Source organism: Bradyrhizobium sp. SZCCHNRI20481 (genome assembly GCF_032485055.1).
Taxonomy (GTDB): domain Bacteria; phylum Pseudomonadota; class Alphaproteobacteria; order Rhizobiales; family Xanthobacteraceae; genus Bradyrhizobium.
In genome coordinates this window covers 322813-344785 of sequence record NZ_JAUEUE010000003.1, presented here as the reverse complement: position 1 = coordinate 344785, position 21973 = coordinate 322813, and the positions used below count along the sequence as shown (strand labels likewise).

Below are 21973 nucleotides of genomic sequence, written 5' to 3'. Positions count from 1 at the left end.
CGGCGATCTCAGGCCGGGACGGTCGCCGGCGCCTTGCCGGCGGGCAGATCGATCACCTCTCCGGCCATGATCAGGCGGTCGCGGCCGGCGTCCTTCGCGGCATAGAGCGCGCGGTCGGCCGCCTCGATCAACGAGGCCGGGCCGGCCGATCGCTCGAAGCCCGGCCGGCACACTGCGCCACCGATGCTCGCGGTGACGATGCCCGCCGGGTTGTGATCGTGGACGATGCGGGCCTCGTGCAGTGCCCGCCTGATCCGCTCGCCGAGCCTGGCGCAGCCCCCGGCATCGGTGTTCGGCAGCAGGATGGCGAACTCCTCGCCGCCGTAGCGGGCCGCCAGATCCGAGCTGCGCTGCGCCTCGTCGGCGAGAATGCCGGCCACGGTGTGCAGGCATTCGTCGCCGGCCGGGTGGCCATAGGCGTCGTTAAAGGCCTTGAAGTGGTCGATGTCGATCATCAGCAGCGCCAGCGAAGTCTTGTCGCGGTAGGCCCTGCCCCACTCCTCCAGCAGCCGCTCGTCGAACCGGCGGCGGTTGGCGAGCCCGGTGAGACCGTCCTCGATCGCAAGCGTCTCGAGCCGTCCTTGCAGCGTCTTCTGCTGCGTCACGTCGCGGGTGACGGCGACGAAGCCGTCGAGCGCGCCGTCCGGCTGACGGGTGGCGCGGATCGTGGCCTCGACCCAGATCTCCGACTTGTCGCGGCGGCGCATGCGATAGGTTGCGCGTGCTTCGTCGACGGCCCCCCTCCTGAGCTGATCGAGGATCTCCTGCAACTGCGGGCGATCCAGCGGATGCACGCCGGAGAGCGCGCGCTTGCCCAGGAGCTGCGACGGGTGCCAGCCCAGCACGCGCATGGTCGAGGGCGAGACGTAGCCGATGCATTCGTCCAGCTCGATCCGCGTCACGATGTCGCTGGAGCCTTCGGCGAGCAGCCGGAAGTTCTCCTCCTTTGCCGCCAGCGCCGCGGCAAGCTGCTGCCGCTGCAGCAACTGCTTCGCGAGGAAGATGCCGATCGCAATGACAAGCGCGACCAGACAGACCAGCACCGTGAGCCGAATCAGCGCATCACGCTTCCATTCGGCCAGGACCTCCGCCTCCGTGCGCGTCACCAGAATGAGGAACGGATAGCGCTGCGCGTGCTGATAGAACCCGATGCGTTCGGATGTTTCGCCGAGCCTTCGGAACTGCAACGGCCCCGACGCCGGATGATAGGGGATCGCTTCAAGTACGGGGCGCCCGACCGTCTGCGGGTCCGGTTCCGCATTGTCGGCGAGGACGGCTCCGTCACGGCTCATCAGGCTGATCGTCCCCTCACGACCGACGGCAAACTGACGGTAGAACTGAGCGAAATAGGCAACGTCGACGGTTGCCAGCACGACGCCGCCGAACCGGCCATCCGCGTGATTCCAGCGCCTCGACAGGGTGATGACCCATTGACCGCCGGCCCTGCTCTGCACCGGACGACCGATCAGCAGCGAGCGATCGGCCGAAATCCTGTGGTGTGCGAAGTAGTCGCGATCGGCATTGTTGTAGTTGGTGAGCGTGACATCCTCGGTGGTGGCAAGCCAGTCGCCGTTTTCGCCATAGGCGAAGATGCCCCGGATGCGGCCGAGATTGGCCTTCCTCGTCTTCAGGATCGTCTGCAGTCGGGCGATCGCACCGAGCTTGCCGTCATCGGTCTCGAGCGCGGCGACGACGCCGCGCAACAGCGAATCCGCAAGCTCGAAGGTATCCTCGACGTGCTGGGTGAGGGAGTGAGCGAGGTTGCCGAGATCGGTTTCGGCATTGCGCACCTCCGCCTGTCGGGACGTCCATTCGCCCCAGACGCTGTAAGCGAGAATCGCGACCGACACGAGCGCAAGCACGCCAGCCGCCCACATCGGCAGGCGGCTTCGATCAACTCTGGTCGCACCAACGTCCATTCCGCGGGACTCTCCGGACGCCGGGAGAGTCCCATGGACATCTTATCTAACCCTGAAATGCGGCGGGTCCAAAGGCGTCCGCAACGCCCCGTAAGATTACGGCATCTCCCGTACGACTACGGACAAACAGCGGCGGCGCCGCGGTCAAGGCGGGCGTTCAGCCTGTTAGTTCAGCGAACGAACACCGACCGCACCTTGTCCCAAAGCGATGGCGAATGGTCTCGGTCAACGTCAGCGTCGTCCTTCACACGGGTCGTCGAGGGCTGCTGCAGGCTCACCGGATCCGATGCCGGAAACGTGTCCATCAGTCCCTTGTCGAGCTGCGTTGCAGTCTTGCGGTCGAGACGCGCGGCTTCGCGGGGATCGACGGCGTGCTTGTCGTGCGGCGCGGGATTGAATTTCTCAGCCATGACCAATCTCCCTGTGGGACGACAACGCAGGGGCGAAGGACGTGTTCCCCTCGATGTGACGCCCGGCGACTGCGGGGACGCTCGCATCTCCCGCGACGCCCGAGCGGATATGACCTTGGCCGGAACCGCTTGGGCATGTATCACGGACGGTAAACTGTTCCCGAAGGTTGCGGAGCCCCGAGCGTGAGTGAGACTGCCGTGAACAAGCCTTTCATCGACGTGCTGTCCGGTCAGCGCCAGAACGTGCCGCCGATCTGGATGATGCGGCAGGCCGGCCGCTACCTGCCGGAGTATCGCGAGGTCCGCGCCAAGGCCGGGGGCTTTCTCGATCTCTGCTTCAATCCTGAGCTCGCGGCCGAAGTCACGCTGCAGCCGATCCGGCGCTTCGGCTTCGATGCGGCGATCATCTTTTCGGACATTCTGGTGATCCCGCATGCGCTCGGCCGCAGCGTCCGCTTCGAGGTCGGTGAAGGCCCGCGGCTCGACCCGCTCGATACGCCGGAGAAGATCGCGACGCTGTCGGCGAAGGCAGACCTGTCGACGCTGGAAGCGGTGTTCGAGGCGCTGCGCCGTGTGCGGGCCGAGCTGCCACCGAGCACCGCCCTGATCGGCTTTTGCGGCGCCCCGTGGACGGTTGCGACCTACATGGTCGCGGGCCAAGGCACACCTGATCAGGCGCCGGCGCGGCTGCTCGCCTATCGGCATCCCGATGCGTTCGGCAGAATCATCGATGCGCTGGTCGACAGCTCGATCGCCTATCTCTTGAAGCAGCTGGAGGCCGGTGCCGACGCGCTGCAGATCTTCGACACCTGGGCCGGGGTGCTGTCACCGCGCGAGTTCGCGCGCTGGTCGGTCGCGCCGACGCGACGCATCGTCGAGGGCGTGCGCAAGGCGCGGCCGGATGCAAAGATCATCGGCTTTCCACGTGGCGCCGGCGCGCTGTTGCCGGGCTATGTCGCCGAAATCGGAATCGATGCCGTCAGCATCGACTGGACGGCGGAGCCCGCCTTTATCCGTGAACGGGTGCAGAGGAAAGTGGCCGTTCAGGGCAATCTCGATCCGCTGGCGCTGATCACCGGCGGCGCGGCGCTCGACCAGGCGGTCGACGACGTGCTGGCGAGCTATTCCGGTGGAAGGCACATCTTCAACCTCGGCCACGGCATCCTGCCGGAGACGCCGATCGCCCATGTCGAACAGATGCTCGCGCGCGTCCGCGCCTACAAGGGCTGACGACCTATCGCGGCCGGCTGCGCTCGATCAGCTCGGCCGCGCCGTTGGCAAGCAGCTCGAGCCCGACCGCACGGCCGAGCTCGCGCGGACGATCCGCCGGCGCGGAGCGTTGCGCCTCGATGAAGCGGCCGCCGTCCTCGTCGAGCACCGAGGCGGTCAGCGTCAACTGTCCGCCGTCGATGGTCGAAAAGCCTGCGATCGGCGAGTTGCAATGGCCGTTGAGCACCCAAAGCACCTCGCGCTCGGCGTCGGCGCAGGTCCGCGCGGCCGCATCGTCGATGGTCGCCAGGATGCGCCGGGTTTCCCAATCCGACGCGGGGCACTCGACGGCGACGATGCCCTGCCCGACCGCCGGCAGCATGTCGGCGACCGGAAACTCGTAGGAGGCGCGGTCGGACAAGCCGACCCGCTCGAGCCCGGAGCGCGCCATGATCAGGGCGTCGGCCGGCCCCACGGCGCCGCCGTCCGGCAGCCGCTGCAGCTCGCCATTGTCGAGCTTGCGGATGCGGGTGTCGGCCGCGCCGCGGAAATGGATCAGCTCGGCCTGCGGAAACAGCCGCCGCGCATAGGCGGCCCGGCGCACGGCATTGGTGCCGATCTTGAAGCCCCGGCCGCCATCCTTACGAAATTCGTCGAGCGACAGCCCGCGCCGCAGCACCAGCACGTCGCCCGGCGGATCGCGCGACAGCAGCGCTGCAACCACCAGACCGGGCGTCTCCTCGTTGCCCGGCATGTCCTTCAGCGAGTGCATCGCTGCATGCAGCCGGCCGTCCAGCATGGCACGGCGGATCTCGGCCACGAACGCCCCACCCTTGCCGCCATGCGAGAGCAGCTTGCTGGTCTGGTCGGAATCGCCCGTTGTCTCGAACTTGACGATCTCGATGTCGAGCGACGGAATCGCAGCCTGCAGCCGGCGGGCGATCTCCTCCGTCTGCGCCAAGGCCATCGTGCTCTTGCGGGTGCCGATCCGGAAACGTGTCACGAACTCATTCCTGCGTCAGCGCGCGTCCTGCAAGATCATGTCGGAGGCCTTCTCCGCGATCATGATGACCGGCGCGTTGGTGTTGCCCGAAACCAGATCCGGCATGATCGAAGCATCGACCACGCGCAGGCCGTCGACGCCGCGCACGCGCAAGCGTTGATCAACCACGGCGACCGCATCGGTCCCCATCCGGCAGGTCGAGGTCGGATGGTAGATCGTGCTGCCGGTCTGCCGGCAATAGGCCAGGATGTCGTCATCGCTCACGATCTTGGACCCCGGATAGGCTTCATCCGAGACATACGGCCTCAGCGCCGGTGCCGCCAGGATTTTCCGCAGGATCCGGAGACCCTCGATGTTGGCCCGCCGGTCGGTTTCACTGGCGAGATAATTGATGCGGATTTCCGGCGGCACCGTCGGATCCGCGCTCCTGATCCGCAGCGAACCGCGGCTTTCGGGCCTGAGCTGGCAGACCGAGGCGGTGAAGCCGGAGAAGGTGTGCAGCTTCTCGCCCATCTTGTCGGTCGAGAACGGGATGAAGTGGATCTGGATGTCCGGGCTCGCAAGCCGCGGATCGGTCTTGAAGAACGCGCCGGCCGTACCCGCCGCGATCGTCAGCGGACCGTTGCGGAAGGCCGCATAGCGTGCGCCGGCCAGCACCTTGCGCACGGGGTTGTTGACGATGTCGTTGAGCGTGATGCGCTGGCTGCAGCGCATCACGATGCGGACCTGCAGATGGTCCTGCAGATCACTCCCGACACCGGGCGCATCAAGGACCACGTCGAGGCCGTGCTGCTTCAGCAGCTCGCCCGGACCGACCCCGGACAACTGCAGCAGTTGCGGCGAGTTATAGGCACCGCTCGACACCAGGATCTCTTTGCGAGCGCGGGCCGTCCGCATCCGGCCGCGCTGGCTGAACGTCACGCCGCACGCCCGGCGTCCCTCGAACAGGATGCGCTGGGCCAGCGCGTCGGTCTCGACGTGGAGGTTGCTGCGGCCGAGCGCCGGCCGCAGGTAGGAGACTGCGCTGCTGGCGCGCCGGCCATGGCGTGTGGTGGTCTGGAAGAAGCCCGCGCCCTCCTGGCTCTGGCCGTTGAAGTCGCCATTGAAGGGCAAACCGGCTTCGACCGCCGCCTTCACGAACGCTTCGGACAACGGGTCCTCGTGTCGCCAGTCGGACACCGGCAGCGGGCCGTCGACGCCATGATAGTCGTCGCCTCCGCGGGACTGATTTTCCGCCCGCTTGAAATAGGGCAGCACGTCGTCATAGCCCCAGCCGACATTGCCGCGCTGGCGCCAGCGGTCGTAATCTTCGTGCTGGCCGCGCACATAGAGCAGGCCGTTGATCGAGCTGGAGCCACCGAGCACCTTGCCGCGCGGCTGGAACACAGAGCGGCCGTCGAGCCCGGGCTCCGGCTCGGTCTGGTACATCCAGTTGACGGATTTTTCCTTGAATAGCTTGCCGTAGCCGAGCGGAACGTGGATCCAGATGTTGCTGTCCTTCGGACCGGCCTCGAGCAGCAGCACCGTGTGCTTACCGTCGCTGCTGAGCCTGTTGGCGAGAACGCAGCCGGCCGAGCCGGCACCGACCACGACGTAGTCGAACTCCATGTCCGCCTCACGCAACGCCACGCTGCCTTCCATCGCTTCCCCACCGGCCTTGTTATTCTTTCATCCTCGATGATACCAAAACGCAAGGACATGCAAGCGGCAAATCAGCAGGTCTGGTCGGCCATCAGTCATTGCTGCCTAAGCAGGCGCGCGGCGTGCCGCGCGATCATCATTTCCTCATTGGTATTGACCACGCGCACGCGCACCCGCGACCGGTCCGAAGAGATCAAGGAATGGCTCGCACGATTGCGGCCGTCGTCCAACGCGATCCCGAGCCATTCGAAGCCTTCGCAGACGCGCTGGCGAATGCGCCATGCGTGCTCGCCGATGCCGCCGCAGAACACCACCGCGTCGATGCCCGAGAGGATCGCGGCCATAGCGCCGAGCTCGCGCCTGATGCGGTCGACAAAGTAGTCGATCGCCTGCCGGGCTTCCGGCGTGCCGGCTGCCTCCAATTCGCGCATGTCCTGCGACAGTCCCGACAATCCCTTGAGGCCCGAATGATTGTAGAGGAGATCGGTGACCGCCTCGGCGGTCATCCGCTTCTCCTGAAGCAGATAGAGGACGACGCCAGGGTCCAGCTGACCGCAGCGCGTGCCCATCGGCAGACCGTCGAGCGCCGTGAATCCCATCGACGAACCGATGCTCTGCCCATCCCGGATCGCACACATCGAGGCACCGTTGCCGAGATGCATCACGACCACCCGGCCCTTCTCGTCGAGCGGAGCGATCTCCTTCAGTCGCGAAACGACGTATTCGTAGGACAGGCCGTGAAAGCCGTAGCGGCGGATGCCTTGGTCGTAGAACTCACGCGGCAAGGCATAGGTATCATTGACCCAGGGGTGCGAACGATGGAACGCGGTGTCGAAACATGCGACCTGCACGGCATCGGGAAAGGCGCGATGGGCGGCGCGGACGCCGGAGAGATTGTGAGGCTGGTGCAATGGTGCCAGCGGAATGAGCTTTTGCAGATCATTCAGAACATCGTCATTGACGACGATCGGCTGCGTGAAAGCGAGCCCGCCATGGACGACGCGATGACCGACGGCGTCGACTTCGGTGCGGCCGATGGCGCGCTGCAGTACCTCGAGCACGACGCCGAGAGCCGCCTCGTGATCGGTGGCGCTCGCGGCATCGAGCCGTTCGTCAGCCAGCGCACCGTCCCTCAGCTTTGCTTCGAGATGCGGCGCCGCACTGCCAAGCCCTTCGATCTGGCCATGCACGGCCTCGACAAGCGCGGCATCTTCCTCGAACAAGGCGAACTTGATCGAGGATGAGCCGGAGTTGAGGGTCAGGATGTGTTGCATCGATGATGCCGCCTCGTGGAGAATGATGAACTGATAAACTGCAGAAAATACGAACTATTTCCGTGACGATCCGAAGACGAATAAAACGCTAGGTTGCATTCTGCCCTGAGCTTACTGCCTGCTATCATATCAAAGGTTGAGTCGGACCCGCGGGAGAGCATTGCGTGAATATGCCTCGACATCTCCTGCCGACCACCGTGGTCGGAAGCTACCCGCAGCCGGATTGGCTGGTCGATCGCGCAATGCTGTCGAAGTCCGTTCCCCGCATTCGCATGCAGGGCATGTGGCGCATCCCCCGGCCGCTGCTCGACGACGCCCAGGACGATGCGACCATTGTCGCGATCCACGACATGGAACAGGCCGGGATCGACATCGTGTCGGATGGCGAGATCCGGCGCGAAAGCTACTCCAACCGGTTTGCGACTGCGCTCGACGGCGTCGATGCCGACAATCCCGCCATCATCATCTCGCCGTCCGGGATCAAGACGCCGGTGCCGCGCGTCGTCGGCCCGATCCGGCGGACACAGCCGGTCGAGCTGCGTGACATGGAGTTCCTCCGCCGTAACACCAAGCATGCCGCCAAGATCACCCTGCCCGGGCCGTTCACATTGAGCCAGCAAGCCCAGGACGAATTCTACCGTGACGACGAGGCGCTCGCGATGGCCTTCGCCGAGGTCGTCAATGCCGAGGCCCGCGACCTGCAACGCGCCGGCGCCGACGTCATCCAGCTCGACGAGCCCTGGGTCCGCAACAACCCGCAGGCGGCGCGGCGCTATGCCGTCAAGGCGATCAACCGGGCGCTCGATCACATTACGGTGCCCACCATCGTTCACGTCTGCTTCGGTTATGCCGCCATCGTGCCGGGCTCCAGCAAGCCGAGCGGATATGCGTTCCTGGCCGAGCTTGCCGATTGCCACGCCGCGCAGATCGCGATCGAGGCGGCGCAGCCGCGACTCGACCTCGGCGTTCTCAAAGATCTCTCGACCAAGACCATCGTGCTCGGCGTCCTCGATCTCGGCGATGCCGAGGTCGAGCCGGTCGCGGTCGTCGCCGAGCGCATCCGCAACGGCCTCAAAGTGGTGGCGCCGGAGCGGCTGGTCGTGGCGCCGGACTGTGGCATGAAATATCTGCCGCGTGCGACCGCCTTCGGGAAATTGAAGGCGATGTGTGGGGCGGCGGCGCGGGTGCGCGAAGAGCTCGCCTGAAAGCCCAATGTGGCAGATGCGGCGCATGTCGGGCGCGACGCTCCACGATGGCGCCACCCTGCAAACCCATTTCCGGAATAAGGCAGCCCGCGAGCGCGAGGGGTCGGCTGGCCTGATCTCGTCGCAAGGGAGGCTCCGATGGCCGTCTGCATCACGTCGAGACATGTCGCCGGTGCGATCGGCATGCTTGCCGGCGCAGCGTTGAGCGGGACCGCGATGGCCGATCCGCTCGACGACATCATGGGCGGCCTGATGCGCGACGCGCGCAGCTCGTTTGCGCGGATGGTGCCGATCGGGCTCGTACCGACCATGCCATCGCTCCAGCCCCCTCCCATCCAGCAGCCAACGGCACTCCCACCATCCTCTCCGCCCGCGCTCCCGCCACAGGCTCAGACCGTCAAGCCGCAGGCCGCGGCGAAACCACTACGCCCCCGGCCGCCGCTCAGTCCCGCCGCGACGACGCTGGCGGCTGCCCATGCTGCCGAGACGGTCGCCGACGCCAATCTCGATGCGGCGCTGGCGGCCAACGAGAAGGCCATTTCCGACCGCGACGCGGCGGAGGTGCTGGCGAAGGCCAATCCCACCGCTACCAACATCGCGGCGGCCAAGGCCGCGGCCGAGGCCGCCTACATCGCGGAGGCCAACCTCACCGACGCGCTGCTCGCCGACAAGGACGCCGACGCGCGCCTCAAGGCGGCGCGGGCCGCTCTTGCCGCGGAGCAGAGCGGCCGGAGACCGGCCGCCAAGCCGCAGGAAGCGATGCCGGTCAGCCTCGCCGACAAGTAGCCGGCATCGCGCTCACAGCGCGTCGGCTCGTTCCATCGTATCGATCGTGACCACGCCATGGGCGCGCGACACGCAGGCGCAGAGCTTGCGGTTGTCGTGCTTCTGCTCGGCGCTGAAGAACACGTCGCGATGATCGATCTCGCCCTCGACCTCGACCACGTCGACCGCGCAGACGCCGCACTCGCCGCGCCGGCAATCCGCCATGACCTCATGGCCGGCGACATTCAGCACGTCGAGCATCGAGCGGTCGCGCGGCACCACGATTTCCTCGCCGCTGCCACGCAGCCGGACCTTGAACGGCTCGGTCGACAGCCGGCCGCTCGATCCGAACGTCTCATAGCTGAGATCGGCGGGAGCGCGGCCGCACGCCGCCCACGCGCTGCGCGCGGCATCCAGCATCCGCATCGGTCCGCAGAACAGCACGGCTGCTCCGGACGGCAGACTCGAAAACAGACCGGGCAGGTCCAGCCGCTGCGACTGGTCTGCGGCATACACCGCGAGCCGGTCGCCGAGCAGCGCCGAGAGCTCATCGACATAGGCCGCCTCGCCCTGCGATCGCACCGCGTAGTGCAACGAGACGTTCGGCGTCTTGCGGAGCAGCGCGTGCGCGGCCCCAACCAGCGGCGTGATGCCGATGCCGCCGGCCACCAGACAATAATGCGGACGCTGCCAGTCGACCTGCAGCAGCGAGGTCGGGCTCGCCACATCCAGCCGCGCACCGGGCTGCAGCGACCACAGATAGCGCGACCCGCCGCGGGAATCCTCGGCGAAGCGCACGGCGATCCGGTAGCCACGCGGATCCGCCTCGCCGACCAGCGAATAGGAGCGGACATCGGGCTGGCCGGCGGCGAGAACGCCGACCTTGATGTGGCTGCCAACCGCATAGGGCGCGCAGACATAGCCGTCGGGCCGCAGAATGAATTCGCGGATGCCCGGCGCGAGGTCGCGTGTCGAGACCAGGGTCGCAGGCGACCAATTGTCCTGGAAACGCATGATCGCCTCCTCAGCCGTTGGTCTGCGTCTTGATCAGCACCGCCGCCGGCACCAGGTCCATCGGACCACGCGCCTTCACGGCCAGCCGCAGATTGCGGGCGGCAAGCCGGGCATGCTCGCGCATGATCCCCTCGGCGCGCGCGCCCTCGCGGTTCTCGATCGCGTCGATGACGATGCGGTGATGCTCCTGCGCGACCACCAGGATGTGACGCGCCTCGGGGAGCGCCGATTGCGCCATCACGAAGCCGCTCGGCGAGGCGAACGGCAGCGCGCTGGCGCGGTCGACCTGGCGGATCACGGGCGGACTGCGCGACAATTCGGCCAGCAAGGCATGAAAGCGCGCGTTCAGCGCCACATAGGCCGAGAACCCATCGAACGAGAGCTCGGCGGGCGCGATGAGCTCGTCGATCTGGGCGAGGCATTCGCGCATCGGCTCGGTGTCGCGCACGGACACGCCGCGCTCGGCGGCGAGCCGCGCCGCCAGTCCTTCCATCGTGCCGCGCACCTCGATGGAGTCGAGCACGTCACGCTCGGAGAACGACTTCACCATGAAGCCGCCGGACGGAATGGCCTCGAGCAGCCCCTCCTCCTCCAGCCGCACCAGCGCCATCCGCACCGGCGTGCGCGAGACGCCGGCGGCCTCGACCGCCTGCAGCTCGGAGATGCGCTCGCCAGGGCGCAAGCCGCCGGTGAGAATCAGGTCGCGCAAAGTGAGCTGCGCACGGACGGTCTGCGAGATCGAGCGCTCGCTGTCACGCTCAGCCATTCCATTTACTCCGCGGCTTCGCGCAGCGGCGTTTCGCGCGCGATCATCCGATCGATGATCCGTCGTGCCCACATTGCGCCTGCATCGATGTTGAGGTTGTAGAAAACGCGTCCTGGATTCTCGTCCATCGCACGCTGCTGCGCTTCCAGGATCAGCTCGTCCTCGCGGAAGATGCCCGACACGCCCTCGCGAATCTCCGTCGTCAGCCGCTGCTCGGAAAGCTGGTAGTTGCGGGCGAACGCCCAGAAATAATGGCAGGTCTTGTCGGTCTCCGGCGTGATGGTGTTGAGCACCATGCCGTTGACGCCCTGCGAGCGGTCGCCCTCCGGCGCGCCCGTCCCGGTCGGGGCGACGCCGACGTCGATCGTCACCGTGCACGGCGCCTCGAAGCGGATGATCTGCCAGCGGTCGACGAGACCGGGCTTGCCGAGCTGCTTCGCCCAGAACGGCGGCGGCTCGATGCCGCGCATCCAGCGCGTCACGGTCGCGGTGCGCTCGCCATGGGTGACGTCGAACGGCGCTTCCGCCACCGCGTCGTTGCCGATCGACGAGCCGTGCACGAAGGTCTCGTGCGTGAGATCCATCAGATTGTCGACCACCAGCCGGTAGTCGCATTTGACGTGGATGGTCTTGCCATCGCCGGCCCAGGCCGGATCGTGATTCCAGTGCATGTCGGGAATGGTCGCGGGATCGGCCAGCGCCGGATCGCCCATCCACAGCCAGATGAACCGATGCCGCTCGACCGCCGGATAGGCCCGCACGCAGGCCGAGGGGTTGATGGTCTCCTGCGAGGGCATGAACGTGCAGCGGCCCTGCGGGCTGAACTTCAAGCCGTGATAGCCGCAAACGACAGTGTCGCCTTCCAGCCGCCCCTTGGACAGCGGCACCAGCCGATGCCAGCAGGCATCTTCGAGCGCGGCGATGGTGCCGTCGGCCTTACGGTACATCACGACGTGCTTGCCGCAGATCGTCCGCGGCAGCAGGGCCTGCTTGACCTCGGCGTCCCAGGCAGCGGCGTACCAGGCATTCATCGGAAAAGAAGCGGCCATGGCGTGTCCTCGTGTCGGTATACGTCCAACTGGATGCTGTATACAATACATGGGAGACAAGGCGCAAGTTCCGCCTGTTCCATGTCCACATCTGCCATTTCTGTATACAAAACACCTTCCCAGCCGCGCGACGGTTCCGCCAGAAGGAACGAAGCTGACAGACAATCCTTTCTGATTCAGTGACTTGCGTTGATTCCTCGCCGGTCCTCGACCAGATGTCACCCGTTCGGCTTCGGTCTTCGCCGCCCAGCGAGCGCTCGATCCCTTGGCATCTTTGCCTGGCAACGGGACCACAGGCACGAGGGATCAGCCGCCCCCACGGCGAGAGCAGATCCCGCAGGCAGCGCGGCGCCAGCGAGGCAGGGTTCGACGATCACGAGTGCTCGCCCCGAAGCCACGCGGCGCCGCGTGCATAGAGCGCTTCGACTTCCGGCCCCTTCAGCCCGGGCATGTCGCGCTTCACCGTGTAGCCGATGCGCGTCTGCAGATAGGCGAGATGCCGGTACCCCACGGGAAACTGCTCGAGCAGCGCACGATCCAGCGCCGGCACCGCGCCGGGTGTCACCGGGTCCATGCGATCCTTCTCATAGATCGGCTGGCGCAGCACGATGCCCCATTTGCCCGCGCGCTTCTCGAGAAAGTCGTAGAAGCGACCAGTGCAGAGCACGTCGCAAACGACGCCTTCGACTTCGGCGCGCTGTGAGATCGTCATCTTCGTCTGCGAGAGCGCGCGGTGGCCGGCGAGATCGACCGAGATGCCGCCGAGAAAGTGCAGGATGTTCACACCCTTGGCCCAGGCCGCCTTGCTGATCTCGATGAACTCGTCGCCGGTGCCCTGCGTCCACGTCGCCATCATCCGCCCATCCGGATGCCACACCGTGCGGAAACGCTCCCAATCGCCGGCATCGCGCCAGATCGCCCAGTTCTGCAACAGCTCGCGGATCTGACGGTCGTCCTCGATTTCGGCGGCGGTCTTGGTCATGTGCATTTCCTCCGTGTTGTGCGGCTGCTGGATACATGGATCGGAGCAGCGCTGCAAAACTCACATTGCTGGTGATGAAGTCCAAAGCGCGCCAAGCATTCAGTGTCGTCCCGGGCAAGTCCGACAACGCGGAGCGTTGCCGGACGCCGACCCGGGATCCATACGCCGCGGCGGATGCAGCTGGGCGAGAATGGTCGACCATCGTGCCTCGCACATCTCCTTGGGGTTATGGATCCCGGATCGGCGCGCGCGTTGCGCGCTTGTCCGGGACGACAGTTGAGTAAATGTCGACACCTTCGGCCTCATCACGGAGGCGAAGTGATAAGCATCTTTCATCCCGCGGCACGTCGTGCCCGGGTGATGCAGCATCCGTGTCCCTCCTGATCATGAGAGGGCGCGAGGAAGGCCGGACCTCGGCTGAGGCCCGTGGCCCGCCTGCTCAAAAGAATGCAGGCGGCAGGTACCACAGGTACAGCCGGACAGACCCGGCCTTCCCCGCGCGACGGTGTTAACGGTGTCCTTCGTGCTCTCCCTGGGGATCGGCTTTCTTGCCCCCATCGCCCGCGCGTGCCGTCAAGCAACGCTCACGGACTTGACCTCAGCGTCGAGAGGCCAGGACCACACGACTTCGCCGTACGTAACCACTGCGCTCGTCGGCACAGCCATCACGTCCATCGCAGCCCACCTCCACGTTCGTGACGACGCGTACGTCCCTCTGCTCGAGGCGGGTTGCGCCGACATAAGCACAGTTTCTGAAAAACAGCAATCAAAATCTTTCCAATCGGCAGGCCGCCTGCCCCGAAACAGCGCGAGAAGCTCATCGTTCGGCCGTTCGGTCGCTCCTAAGGCCTTTCCCCTGAACGACCAAAGCGATCGCATTTGCATCGTTGATGTCCGCAGCCGTTGCTGAGCTCTCATGGTCCGAGGCCGCGGCAGGCGGGGGTCTCAGAGGACGGCCACAGGCGCTGCCAGCACTGCGCTCTTGTCCATCTGCGATCCCCCTCCCCCACAGCCGTGCATGATGGCCTACGAATCGTCGGGTCACCTCGCCGGCCTTGCCATCATGCGCCAGCTCTCTGACCGCCTATTCCGGAATCCGTGCGATCAGCTGATGATGGGCATTGACGCCGATGTCGCCGCGCTGCGCGCCATGAGCCGCACCGTCGCTGTGATAGACGAGCAGTACGGCGTTGTCGTGGGTCAGAGGCTGCGGCGCCATGATCGTCAGCTTGGCCTTGCCATCTGCGCTGGCCACGAAGTCGTTGGTCGTGGCAGTGCCGTCGAGCGGCGTGAAGCCGACAGGCTTCTGGTCGAAATGGTTTTCGAACAGGCTGTAATGGCCGCCCGGCTTCAGATGATCGAAGCTCATGGCAATCTCGACCTTGCCGCCAGCCGCCGGCGTGAGCGTCACGCTGCCGCTCGCCGCCAGCCAGTCGCCGAGCGTAAAGCCGATCGCCTCTCCCTTGGCATTGGAGATTGCAACGGTCATCGCATCCTGATCGATGAACGCTGGCCGGAAGCCGGCGACATGCGAGATGTTCTGCGGCCCGACGGCGACCGGCGCTGCCGCGTCCGCGACGAAGGCATGGGGATCGACCGACTTCGGCTGCTTTGTCTCGGCCGAGAAGAATGCAGCATGCGTGACGAAGGTCAGATGGCTTGCATCGGCCGCCATGCTGGGGCCGGAGGCAGCGAATGACGCGAGCAGCAGCACCGGGCCGGCCCACGAGATCAGATTCTTCGATCGTTGCATCGTCCTATTCTCCTGGCGCCGCGTGCATGTCGACGCGCGCGATGCGCGTCCTGGCGGGCCTGCCCGCGCCGAAGCCCTGCTGGCTGTTCGCTTCGAACGCGACAAAGGTTACGCCCGCTGCCGCCCATGTTCGTGGCGCGCAGCACTGCGAGCTCAGTCCTGGGCAAAGACGCGTGGCGCGATCGAGAGGAACATGCGGCGGCCAAACAGGGCGGCCACCCCCATGAGCAGGACCGCCGTTCCGACGTTCCACATCAGGATCATCACCGAGGCGTCGATGGTATGGAACAGCGCGAGCGCCGTCGACGTGATCGCAGAGACGGCGAGGCTTCCCATCAGAGCGACCATGGTGGGACGAAGCCGCGCGGCATAGCGCAGCATCACCAGCAAGGCCAGCGACAGCGGCAGACTCGTCACCGCGAGCGTCGTGAAGCAGCGCGCCGCTTCGCCCGGACTCATGCCGTCGGGACCGATCGAGACCCAGTCCGTCAGACACTGATAGCCGATGTTGGACAGCCAGAGCGCAAGCGCCGGCAGCGGCAGGAGCATCCAGAGTCGCGAGCGGTCGGGAAGACTGATCAGGAACGCCGCGATCACCGCCAGCACGCCGGTCAGGATCGATCCCAGCAGGCTGGTGACGAAGGGCGCATCGTGCAGGCGCTGCGCCAGATCCGGACGGATCCCCTGGTTGACGGCGAGCAACGCCACGATGGCGGCTGCTCCCAGCAGCCAGCCGCAGGCGCGCAGCAGCGGCGGCCGCAGCCGTCTCACCGGCCGCATGTCGGTCGCAAGAGAGTCGATCAGGTCATCGGTCTTGATCATGGCTCGTTCCGCGGAATGAGCAGTTTCTGAAGGCTCTTCAGAGCGCGGTGCATGTTGACTTTCAAGGAGGTCGTGGACATTCCGGTCGCCGCCGACGCCTCCCTGAGCGACAGCTCCTTGAGCTTAAGCAGCCGCACGGCCTGTTGCTGGGCCGGCGGAAGGTTGCCGATCGCCCGCTCCAGTTCGCGGCGGTCAGGGGCCGCCTCCGCACTGGTCTCGGGCTCGGCTGCAATCTCGTGCTCCGGCGCCAGCGCGATCTCTCGCCCACGCTGGCGGACCTGCCGCCGCACCCGATCGATCAGTCGACGGTTGGCGATGGTCACCAGCCACGGCGCGAACGGGCGCGTCGGATCATAGGTGTGGCGGATCGAATGAATGGTCAACAGCACGTCCTGCACCGCATCCTCGATGTCGCTGCGGTCGTTGCAGCGCCGGGCCGCGAGCGAGCGCAGATACGGCGTGATCTCCTGCAGCAGCCGCTGATAGGCGACGCGGTCACCCTCCTGGGCATGCGCCATCAGGATCGCCCAATCGAGCGCCCGCCGCCCCGGCTTGACCTCGGCACGCGCCTGATGGTCGGCCGCGACGAGCCTCAGCCGCGGTGCGGGACCGCCCGGATCACTGCTCATCGGCGCCCTCCGCCTTTCGACCGAACGACGCCGCGAGATGATCGAGACTGACAGGCCCCGGCCCCAGGGCGATGATCGCAACGGCCATCGCTGCCCATGGCAGATGAAAATTGGCCCAGCCGTCGGGGACCACGAGCTGAATGATTGCGGTCATCATCAGAAGCCCGAGCGCGCTCAGCCGGGTCGCGAGCCCGGCCACCAGAAGCACGGGCAGCACGATCTCGGCCACGCCATCGAAGAACGCGAAGGCCGTAGGCCAGGGAAAATCGTACGCCTGCCCGAACACATGCAGCTTGAACTCATCCTCGAACAGATAGGAAGCGGCCGGCGACAGCGACAGCAACCCATCCCACTTGGTCAAGCCGGATCTGAAGAACGGGACCGCCAGCGCGATCCGCAGCACCGGGGGCGCCACGGTCCCCGCCAGCCGAGCGAGCCGATCCGCGACGTCACGCACGACGACGGCGAGGGCTGGAATGGTTGCGGCCGTTCTCATGCCGTCCCCGCCATCGGCGCGAGGTCGAAGCCGATCACGGCTCCGCTGTGGATCAGGTCGTGGAGAGTTCCGGCCAGCTCGAACCGGACGTCGGCGCGCAGCGCATTCTCGAGCGCCGTCAGGACCGATCGGCCAGCCAGGAGGGCCTCGACGAAAGCGAGGCTGCCCGCGGGGATCGAGCGGACCACGACATCAGCGTCCGGACGGACGATCAGCGCGGCCTCTCGGGCGTCGATATCTACTGGGCCAGGAATTCCTCCGGCCGCATTCATCTGCCAAATCGTGAGCGCAGGAAACGATGAGCCGACGAGCCGCAACGACGGATGAAACCGCAGGCGAAGCCCGGGCAGATCGGCCGGCGCAACGGCTGCGAAGGCCGCCGGTGTGACCGGCCCGGCCTCGGCGGCGTGATAGGCCTCCGTCCAGGCGCGCTCGATCCGCGCGACATCCGCCAGATAGGGCAGCGCCGATGCCGGCGCGAAGCCGTGGATGAACGCGGCGAAGCCGGCGCCGTAATCGAGCAGGATGGGAGAGCGCGGAAGCTCGGAGACGACATAGCGGCGCGCCATGGCCTGGAAGAACTCCGCTCCGACGATGCGATGCACTGCGGGATAGGCGTCCTTCAGCGTGGCCGTCAAGCCGACCACGACGTTGTTGCGGTAGACGCCGAACCGTCGCCGGCTCGGCGTGCCGTCCGGCCCGACCAGGCCGGCGGGCACCGGCTGCTCGGGGTCGAGCAGCGCCCGCGCAAAGCTGCCAAGACGTTCAGCAGGCGGCGGCATCACGCCACCTCCGTCACTTGCATGCGCATGATCGCCTCGGCGCGGCTGGCGTCTTCCGCGAGCACCGGCCAGGGTGGCACCTCGGCGTCCCACTCGATCAGCGTCGGCACGGGGCCGATCGACCGGATGGCGCGCGCATACAGCGCCCAGACCACGTCGTCGACCGGACGGTCATGGGTATCGATAAGGAGCGGCTGTCCGTGCTCGTCTTCCTCGCGCGCGTGACCGGCGAGATGGATCTGCAGCACATGCCCAAGCGGAAACGCGTCGAGATAGGAATACGGATCCCACTGCTGATTAGTTGCGGCGACGTGCACGTTGTTGACGTCGAGCAGGAGTCCGCAGCCGGTGCGGCGCGCGATCTCGGCAATGAAGGCGGGCTCGGACCAGTTGCTCTCGGCGAACGCGACATAGGTGGACGGATTTTCGAGCAGCATGCGGCGGCCGAGCGCGCTCTGCACCTCGTCGATATTGGCGCAGATGCGGTTCAGGGTTTCCGTCGTGTAAGGGACCGGAAGCAGATCGTTGAAGAACCCGGACTCGTGCGACGACCACGCGAGGTGTTCCGAGAACAATCCGGGCTCGTAGCGCGCGATCAATTGGCGGAGGCGGCCGAGATGGGCTTGGTCGAGCGGGCGATCGGCGCCGATCGACAATCCGACGCCGTGAAGCGACAGCGGATAGCGCTCGCGAATAGCCATGAGGTAGCGGTGCGGCGGTCCGCCCGCGCCCATGTAGTTCTCGGCATGCACTTCGAAGAAGCCGATGTCGGGCGATGTTTCGACGATGCAGCGGTAGTGCTCGGCCTTCAGGCCGACGCCCCCCCGTGCAGGGATCCCTGCAGCCGTCGAGAATTGCGAGCGTGACACGTGCAGTCTCCGATCAAGAAGTGAGGCGGGCCGCGCGCAGCCCGCCCGCGGCATCAGGCCTTCGGCGTGAGGCTTCCCGATCCCTTCGGGGTCTGCATCGTCGTGCAGGTGCCCTTGGGTTCGAGCTTGAAGGCATTGCCCTGATAGTCCGCCGTGCTCGTGCCCGCGCAGGTCGTGCCGGCACCTGCGAAGCAATCGTTCTGGCCCTTCAGCGCGACGCCGAAGCACTTCTCCATCTTGCCGTCCTTCATGGCCTTCATGGTCTCGGCCTGCTTGGCCTTCATCATCTTTTCCATGTCGCCCTTGGCCATCATCTCCGCCGAGGCGGACGTCACGGCAAGCGTGCCGGCGGCGACCGCGAATGCGCCGACAATCATTGCGGACAGCGTGCGATTGGACATGCGTGTTCCTCCATTCTCAGGGTTCAGCCTGCGGACATTGCAGGCGTCTGGCGGCCATCGGCACGCCTGCACATTGGTTCGCTCGGATGCGGCGGAAGGTTACGTCGCCGCGTTCGAGATGGCGTCCCTCAATTGCGCCTGAGATAGACGAATAGATCGGCGGCCGCCGACGACGACCAATCGGCGGCGCCCTGGAGGTATCCGATGATGAGGCCCGAAGCGGAGATCAGGTAGGTGATCGGCATTCCATGGAGGATGAACGGCGCGGTCCTGCCGCTGCCGTCGCCCTGCTGGGCCACATATCCGTTCGGATCGAGGCAGATCGGCAGCGTCTTCAGCCCAAGCGACCCGACGAAACGACCGACACGGTCGCGATCGCTCCGGTCTTCGGACACCGCGACGACCTGCAGGCGATCATGGGCGACGCTGCGCGCGAGTTGATCCAGCACCGGCAGTTCGGTGCGGCAGGCCGCGCACCATGAGGCGAAGAAGTTCAGCAGGATCGGCGCGCCGCGCAGCGCGGCCAGATCGAGCGTCCCGCCCTTGAGGCGAAACAGCCTCACCGGCGGCAGGCTCTGTTGCGGCCGCAGCAAGATGAGCTGATGGCGCCCGTCCGCGAAGGCCGGCACGTCATCGTGAGGCGGCGCAGCCAGGGCGGATCCCGCGCCCGCCATGAGGACCGACAGCAGGCCGCCGGTCACATCGCGCCGGCTCGCCACGCTCATTCCGTCACCTCCTCGACAACGAGAACGGGCGACGACTGCGGCACGGCGGGACGGAATGCGATGAAGAAGAACAGCGGATTGGGTAGCCAGTACAGCCAGCCGATCGACGGCTCACGCCGGCCATCCGGAAGCCGAAGGTCCAGCCAAACGTACAAGAACTTGTAGATGCACAGCCCGGGGATCCAGTTCAGCCGAAGATGGCCCGTCTTCAGGTAGCGCCGCCGGATGTAGAGATTTCCTTCAAACGGCGTGATGCCCCAGAGTCCGACCGGCCCCTCGGCAATCACCTCGCCGCTCGGCCGGTGCGTGATGCGCACGATGCGCGGGCGTGTGATTTGCAATCGGATACCTCCGCTGATCGCTCCGGACCATGTCGTTCCGACGGTTCGATCGCGGACCTGGAAAGGTTACCTGGCAGCTTGTCACGGCGGAGCAGATATCCGCGGCGCAAATCCGGCTACGGCGGCCCGAGCCTCGACTGGCCTCACGGCTGACGAATCCGGATCGAGATCACACGCCCTGCCCGATCGGCAGCGTCGCCAATCACGAGCGGACCGAGATGAAGGCAGGTTCGCGTGATCAGACTCTCCAGATTGGCCGGCGCGAGCTGCTGCGACATCTTCGCGACGCAGGCGAACCCGGCCGCCTCGGCGGCGCTCCCGGCTGCGAAAACGAATGCCAGCAGGACGAGCGCGTCCGATATCACGGACGGCGTGATGGCTTTCATGCAATTCCCCCTGCGGCTGGACCCGCGGCGGCAAGCCTCACAAGTCTATACGATATGACTGCGCCAAGACCACAACCGTTGGCGGAACCGACCCGCCGCAGACCACCTGAAAAAAATCTGCTGGAAACGTCGGCCGTCGTGTCGGGATGTGCGCATGCGGACCGTCCTTGGGTCAGCCGAATCGATACGAGCTGGCTTGAGCACTCCCAAATGGCCGCCTATCCAAGGTTGAAGCGTGGCCTGCACCCGGACCGGAGAGGACCCCTGCGATGCCGACGAACAAAAACACGATCTGCCTGTGGTTCGACAAGGACGCCGAGGCGGCCGCGCGGTTCTATGCCGAGGTGTTTCCCGACAGCCACGTGGCCTCCGTGCACCGCGCGCCGGGCGACTATCCGTCCGGCAAGGCCGGTGACGTGCTGACAGTGCAATTCACGGTGTGTGGCATCCCCTGTCTCGGCCTCAATGGCGGCCCCGCGTTCACCCACAACGAATCGTTCTCGTTCCAGATCGCCACCGACGATCAGGCGGAGACGGACCGCTATTGGAATGCCATCGTCGGCCATGGCGGCCAGGAAAGCCAATGCGGCTGGTGCAAGGACAAATGGGGCATCTCCTGGCAGATCACGCCGCGCGCGCTCACCGACGCGATGGCAGCCGGCGGAGCCGAGGCCAAGCGCGTGTTTGCCGCGATGATGGCGATGAAGAAGATCGACGTCGCCGCCATCGAGGCGGCCCGGCGGGGATGACCTTGCCAGCCGGAGCGCAGCATCGCCGCGCTCCGGCGTCACGGGCGCAGGCTGCCGCCGCGATGGCGCGCAGGAAGCGGTTCGACGCCAGAGCCTCGGGACGAAACAAACGACCGCCGGGGGGAACCATGGGATTGCCAGCAGATTGGTTCCATGACGCAATCCCCCCACCCGGAGACATCTCATCACCATGAAGATTCTTACGATCACTCTCGCAGTAGCCGCGAGCACATTGATGGCTGCAGCCGCCTCCGCTGCCCCGCTCACGGCCGGTATATCGGTCCTCCCGGAGAGCAGCATCCAGCAGGTTCGCCTGCTCTGCAACGAGAACGGCCGCTGCTGGCGCCAAAGCCGCGAACGCCGTGTCATCATCCGCGAAGACCGCGGCGCCTACGGCTATGGCCGGCACGAGCGGCGTGGCTATGAAGAGCGTGGCTATGAAGATCGTGGCGGCATCGGCATCCGCGCGCCCGGCGTGAGCGTCGGAATCGGCCGATAACACGTCCGACGTTCTGACTCATGCCAAGGCATCGCGATCAGAACTGCACATGATCCACAAATGAGCCAGGCGTCCGACGTTCGCATGTCGATGCAACGATGCTACGAACGTCGGATGAGCCGCCAGGCCAGACTCGCTCTCGCTTCAGGCGATGGCGGCGACCAGATCCTCACGACAAATAGTTTCGGCGGGACCTCGCTATTGCGCGCGCGCACACCATATATTGATGATCACCGCGCGTCCTCCGGCTGCCATCGGTGACTGAGAGCCATGCGCTCCCGCCG

24 protein-coding genes are annotated in these 21973 nt (G+C 66.1%); 5 read left to right on the top strand and 19 right to left on the bottom strand.

The annotated features are described in order from the left end of the window. Positions 1–8: 8 nt before the first annotated feature. Positions 9–1919: a diguanylate cyclase gene (locus QX132_RS06305; protein ID WP_316160435.1), complete on the bottom strand. Its 1911-nt coding sequence runs from the start codon at positions 1917–1919 to the stop codon at positions 9–11. A gap of 170 nt (positions 1920–2089) precedes the next feature. After that, positions 2090–2329: a hypothetical protein gene (locus QX132_RS06300; protein ID WP_315738420.1), complete on the bottom strand. Its 240-nt coding sequence runs from the start codon at positions 2327–2329 to the stop codon at positions 2090–2092. Positions 2330–2512: 183 nt separating this feature from the next. Between QX132_RS06300 and hemE the strand changes: the two genes are divergently transcribed. Further along, complete coding sequence (hemE, locus tag QX132_RS06295) at positions 2513–3559, top strand: uroporphyrinogen decarboxylase (protein ID WP_410052845.1); 1047 nt, start codon at positions 2513–2515, stop codon at positions 3557–3559. Between the two features lie 4 nt (positions 3560–3563). Here the strand turns inward: hemE and hemC are convergent, their stop codons facing one another. The 3 genes from hemC to QX132_RS06280 all read right to left on the bottom strand — a co-directional run bounded on the left by hemC (position 3564) and on the right by QX132_RS06280 (position 7456). Next, entirely contained in the window at positions 3564–4541 is a 978-nt protein-coding gene (gene hemC, locus QX132_RS06290) for a hydroxymethylbilane synthase (protein ID WP_315738421.1), read from the bottom strand. 15 nt (positions 4542–4556) lie between these two features. After that, positions 4557–6182, bottom strand: a complete 1626-nt coding sequence (locus QX132_RS06285; protein ID WP_316160434.1) for a choline dehydrogenase — start codon at positions 6180–6182, stop codon at positions 4557–4559. A gap of 95 nt (positions 6183–6277) precedes the next feature. Beyond that, positions 6278–7456, bottom strand: coding sequence for an acetate/propionate family kinase (locus tag QX132_RS06280; RefSeq protein WP_316160433.1), 1179 nt, complete (start codon positions 7454–7456; stop codon positions 6278–6280). Positions 7457–7626: 170 nt separating this feature from the next. Here QX132_RS06280 and QX132_RS06275 point away from each other — a divergent pair, with 170 nt between their 5' ends. Both QX132_RS06275 and QX132_RS06270 read left to right on the top strand, forming a co-directional pair. Next, entirely contained in the window at positions 7627–8661 is a 1035-nt protein-coding gene (locus QX132_RS06275; protein ID WP_316160514.1) for a uroporphyrinogen decarboxylase family protein, read from the top strand. Positions 8662–8799: 138 nt separating this feature from the next. Further along, positions 8800–9447 (top strand): hypothetical protein, encoded by a 648-nt coding sequence (locus QX132_RS06270; RefSeq protein WP_316160432.1) that lies wholly within the window; start codon positions 8800–8802, stop codon positions 9445–9447. Positions 9448–9459: 12 nt separating this feature from the next. Here QX132_RS06270 and QX132_RS06265 read toward each other — a convergent pair whose 3' ends face one another. From QX132_RS06265 to QX132_RS06200, 14 genes are all read right to left on the bottom strand, one after another. Further along, the gene (locus QX132_RS06265; protein WP_316160431.1) at positions 9460–10440 is read right to left on the bottom strand and encodes a PDR/VanB family oxidoreductase; all 981 of its coding nucleotides are present in this window, start codon (positions 10438–10440) and stop codon (positions 9460–9462) included. Between the two features lie 10 nt (positions 10441–10450). Beyond that, positions 10451–11206 carry a GntR family transcriptional regulator gene (locus tag QX132_RS06260; protein ID WP_315738426.1) on the bottom strand — a complete coding sequence of 252 codons (756 nt, stop codon included), beginning with the start codon at positions 11204–11206 and terminating at the stop codon, positions 10451–10453. 5 nt (positions 11207–11211) lie between these two features. Then, positions 11212–12255: an aromatic ring-hydroxylating dioxygenase subunit alpha gene (locus QX132_RS06255; protein WP_315738427.1), complete on the bottom strand. Its 1044-nt coding sequence runs from the start codon at positions 12253–12255 to the stop codon at positions 11212–11214. 373 nt (positions 12256–12628) lie between these two features. Continuing rightward, a complete protein-coding gene (locus tag QX132_RS06250; protein WP_316160429.1) occupies positions 12629–13237 on the bottom strand; it encodes a nuclear transport factor 2 family protein in 609 nt (202 codons plus the stop codon). 1084 nt (positions 13238–14321) lie between these two features. Further along, positions 14322–14990, bottom strand: a complete 669-nt coding sequence (locus QX132_RS06245; protein ID WP_315738429.1) for a hypothetical protein — start codon at positions 14988–14990, stop codon at positions 14322–14324. Positions 14991–15143: 153 nt separating this feature from the next. Further along, complete coding sequence (locus tag QX132_RS06240) at positions 15144–15812, bottom strand: DUF1109 domain-containing protein (RefSeq protein ID WP_315738430.1); 669 nt, start codon at positions 15810–15812, stop codon at positions 15144–15146. Next, complete coding sequence (locus QX132_RS06235; RefSeq protein WP_316160428.1) at positions 15809–16441, bottom strand: sigma-70 family RNA polymerase sigma factor; 633 nt, start codon at positions 16439–16441, stop codon at positions 15809–15811. The genes QX132_RS06240 and QX132_RS06235 overlap by 4 nt, the downstream gene beginning before the upstream one ends. Further along, the gene (locus tag QX132_RS06230; RefSeq protein ID WP_316160426.1) at positions 16431–16937 is read right to left on the bottom strand and encodes a DoxX family protein; all 507 of its coding nucleotides are present in this window, start codon (positions 16935–16937) and stop codon (positions 16431–16433) included. Before QX132_RS06230 ends, QX132_RS06235 begins: the two co-directional genes overlap by 11 nt. Continuing rightward, positions 16934–17719 (bottom strand): DNA-binding domain-containing protein, encoded by a 786-nt coding sequence (locus tag QX132_RS06225; RefSeq protein ID WP_315781769.1) that lies wholly within the window; start codon positions 17717–17719, stop codon positions 16934–16936. Before QX132_RS06225 ends, QX132_RS06230 begins: the two co-directional genes overlap by 4 nt. After that, positions 17719–18588, bottom strand: a complete 870-nt coding sequence (locus QX132_RS06220; RefSeq protein ID WP_316160424.1) for a DUF692 domain-containing protein — start codon at positions 18586–18588, stop codon at positions 17719–17721. The genes QX132_RS06225 and QX132_RS06220 overlap by 1 nt, the downstream gene beginning before the upstream one ends. 53 nt (positions 18589–18641) lie before the next feature. Then, positions 18642–18989 carry a DUF2282 domain-containing protein gene (locus tag QX132_RS06215; RefSeq protein ID WP_315738435.1) on the bottom strand — a complete coding sequence of 116 codons (348 nt, stop codon included), beginning with the start codon at positions 18987–18989 and terminating at the stop codon, positions 18642–18644. Between the two features lie 128 nt (positions 18990–19117). Then, a complete protein-coding gene (locus QX132_RS06210) occupies positions 19118–19690 on the bottom strand; it encodes a TlpA disulfide reductase family protein (protein WP_316160422.1) in 573 nt (190 codons plus the stop codon). A gap of 20 nt (positions 19691–19710) precedes the next feature. Beyond that, positions 19711–20055: a hypothetical protein gene (locus QX132_RS06205; protein WP_315772081.1), complete on the bottom strand. Its 345-nt coding sequence runs from the start codon at positions 20053–20055 to the stop codon at positions 19711–19713. 143 nt (positions 20056–20198) lie between these two features. After that, the gene (locus tag QX132_RS06200) at positions 20199–20441 is read right to left on the bottom strand and encodes a hypothetical protein (RefSeq protein WP_316160421.1); all 243 of its coding nucleotides are present in this window, start codon (positions 20439–20441) and stop codon (positions 20199–20201) included. A gap of 269 nt (positions 20442–20710) precedes the next feature. Here QX132_RS06200 and QX132_RS06195 point away from each other — a divergent pair, with 269 nt between their 5' ends. Both QX132_RS06195 and QX132_RS06190 read left to right on the top strand, forming a co-directional pair. Beyond that, the gene (locus QX132_RS06195; protein ID WP_316160419.1) at positions 20711–21190 is read left to right on the top strand and encodes a VOC family protein; all 480 of its coding nucleotides are present in this window, start codon (positions 20711–20713) and stop codon (positions 21188–21190) included. Between the two features lie 190 nt (positions 21191–21380). Next, positions 21381–21689 carry a hypothetical protein gene (locus QX132_RS06190; protein ID WP_316160418.1) on the top strand — a complete coding sequence of 103 codons (309 nt, stop codon included), beginning with the start codon at positions 21381–21383 and terminating at the stop codon, positions 21687–21689. Positions 21690–21973 lie beyond the last annotated feature (284 nt).

Bases quoted from the DNA above. Each gene is read 5' to 3' on its own strand.
- QX132_RS06240 (WP_315738430.1), bottom strand. From the start codon at position 15,812: ATGATCAAGACCGATGACCTGATCGACTCTCTTGCGACCGACATGCGG.
- QX132_RS06225 (WP_315781769.1), bottom strand. From the start codon at position 17,719: ATGCCGCCGCCTGCTGAACGTCTTGGCAGCTTTGCGCGGGCGCTGCTC.
- QX132_RS06235 (WP_316160428.1), bottom strand. From the start codon at position 16,441: ATGAGCAGTGATCCGGGCGGTCCCGCACCGCGGCTGAGGCTCGTCGCG.
- QX132_RS06305 (WP_316160435.1), bottom strand. From the start codon at position 1,919: ATGGACGTTGGTGCGACCAGAGTTGATCGAAGCCGCCTGCCGATGTGG.
- QX132_RS06190 (WP_316160418.1), top strand. From the start codon at position 21,381: ATGAAGATTCTTACGATCACTCTCGCAGTAGCCGCGAGCACATTGATG.
- QX132_RS06280 (WP_316160433.1), bottom strand. From the start codon at position 7,456: ATGCAACACATCCTGACCCTCAACTCCGGCTCATCCTCGATCAAGTTC.
- QX132_RS06200 (WP_316160421.1), bottom strand. From the start codon at position 20,441: ATGAAAGCCATCACGCCGTCCGTGATATCGGACGCGCTCGTCCTGCTG.
- QX132_RS06270 (WP_316160432.1), top strand. From the start codon at position 8,800: ATGGCCGTCTGCATCACGTCGAGACATGTCGCCGGTGCGATCGGCATG.
- QX132_RS06195 (WP_316160419.1), top strand. From the start codon at position 20,711: ATGCCGACGAACAAAAACACGATCTGCCTGTGGTTCGACAAGGACGCC.
- QX132_RS06260 (WP_315738426.1), bottom strand. From the start codon at position 11,206: ATGGCTGAGCGTGACAGCGAGCGCTCGATCTCGCAGACCGTCCGTGCG.
- QX132_RS06255 (WP_315738427.1), bottom strand. From the start codon at position 12,255: ATGGCCGCTTCTTTTCCGATGAATGCCTGGTACGCCGCTGCCTGGGAC.
- QX132_RS06250 (WP_316160429.1), bottom strand. From the start codon at position 13,237: ATGACCAAGACCGCCGCCGAAATCGAGGACGACCGTCAGATCCGCGAG.
- QX132_RS06245 (WP_315738429.1), bottom strand. From the start codon at position 14,990: ATGCAACGATCGAAGAATCTGATCTCGTGGGCCGGCCCGGTGCTGCTG.
- QX132_RS06265 (WP_316160431.1), bottom strand. From the start codon at position 10,440: ATGCGTTTCCAGGACAATTGGTCGCCTGCGACCCTGGTCTCGACACGC.
- QX132_RS06285 (WP_316160434.1), bottom strand. From the start codon at position 6,182: ATGGAAGGCAGCGTGGCGTTGCGTGAGGCGGACATGGAGTTCGACTAC.
- QX132_RS06230 (WP_316160426.1), bottom strand. From the start codon at position 16,937: ATGAGAACGGCCGCAACCATTCCAGCCCTCGCCGTCGTCGTGCGTGAC.
- QX132_RS06215 (WP_315738435.1), bottom strand. From the start codon at position 18,989: ATGTCCAATCGCACGCTGTCCGCAATGATTGTCGGCGCATTCGCGGTC.
- QX132_RS06300 (WP_315738420.1), bottom strand. From the start codon at position 2,329: ATGGCTGAGAAATTCAATCCCGCGCCGCACGACAAGCACGCCGTCGAT.
- QX132_RS06275 (WP_316160514.1), top strand. From the start codon at position 7,627: ATGCCTCGACATCTCCTGCCGACCACCGTGGTCGGAAGCTACCCGCAG.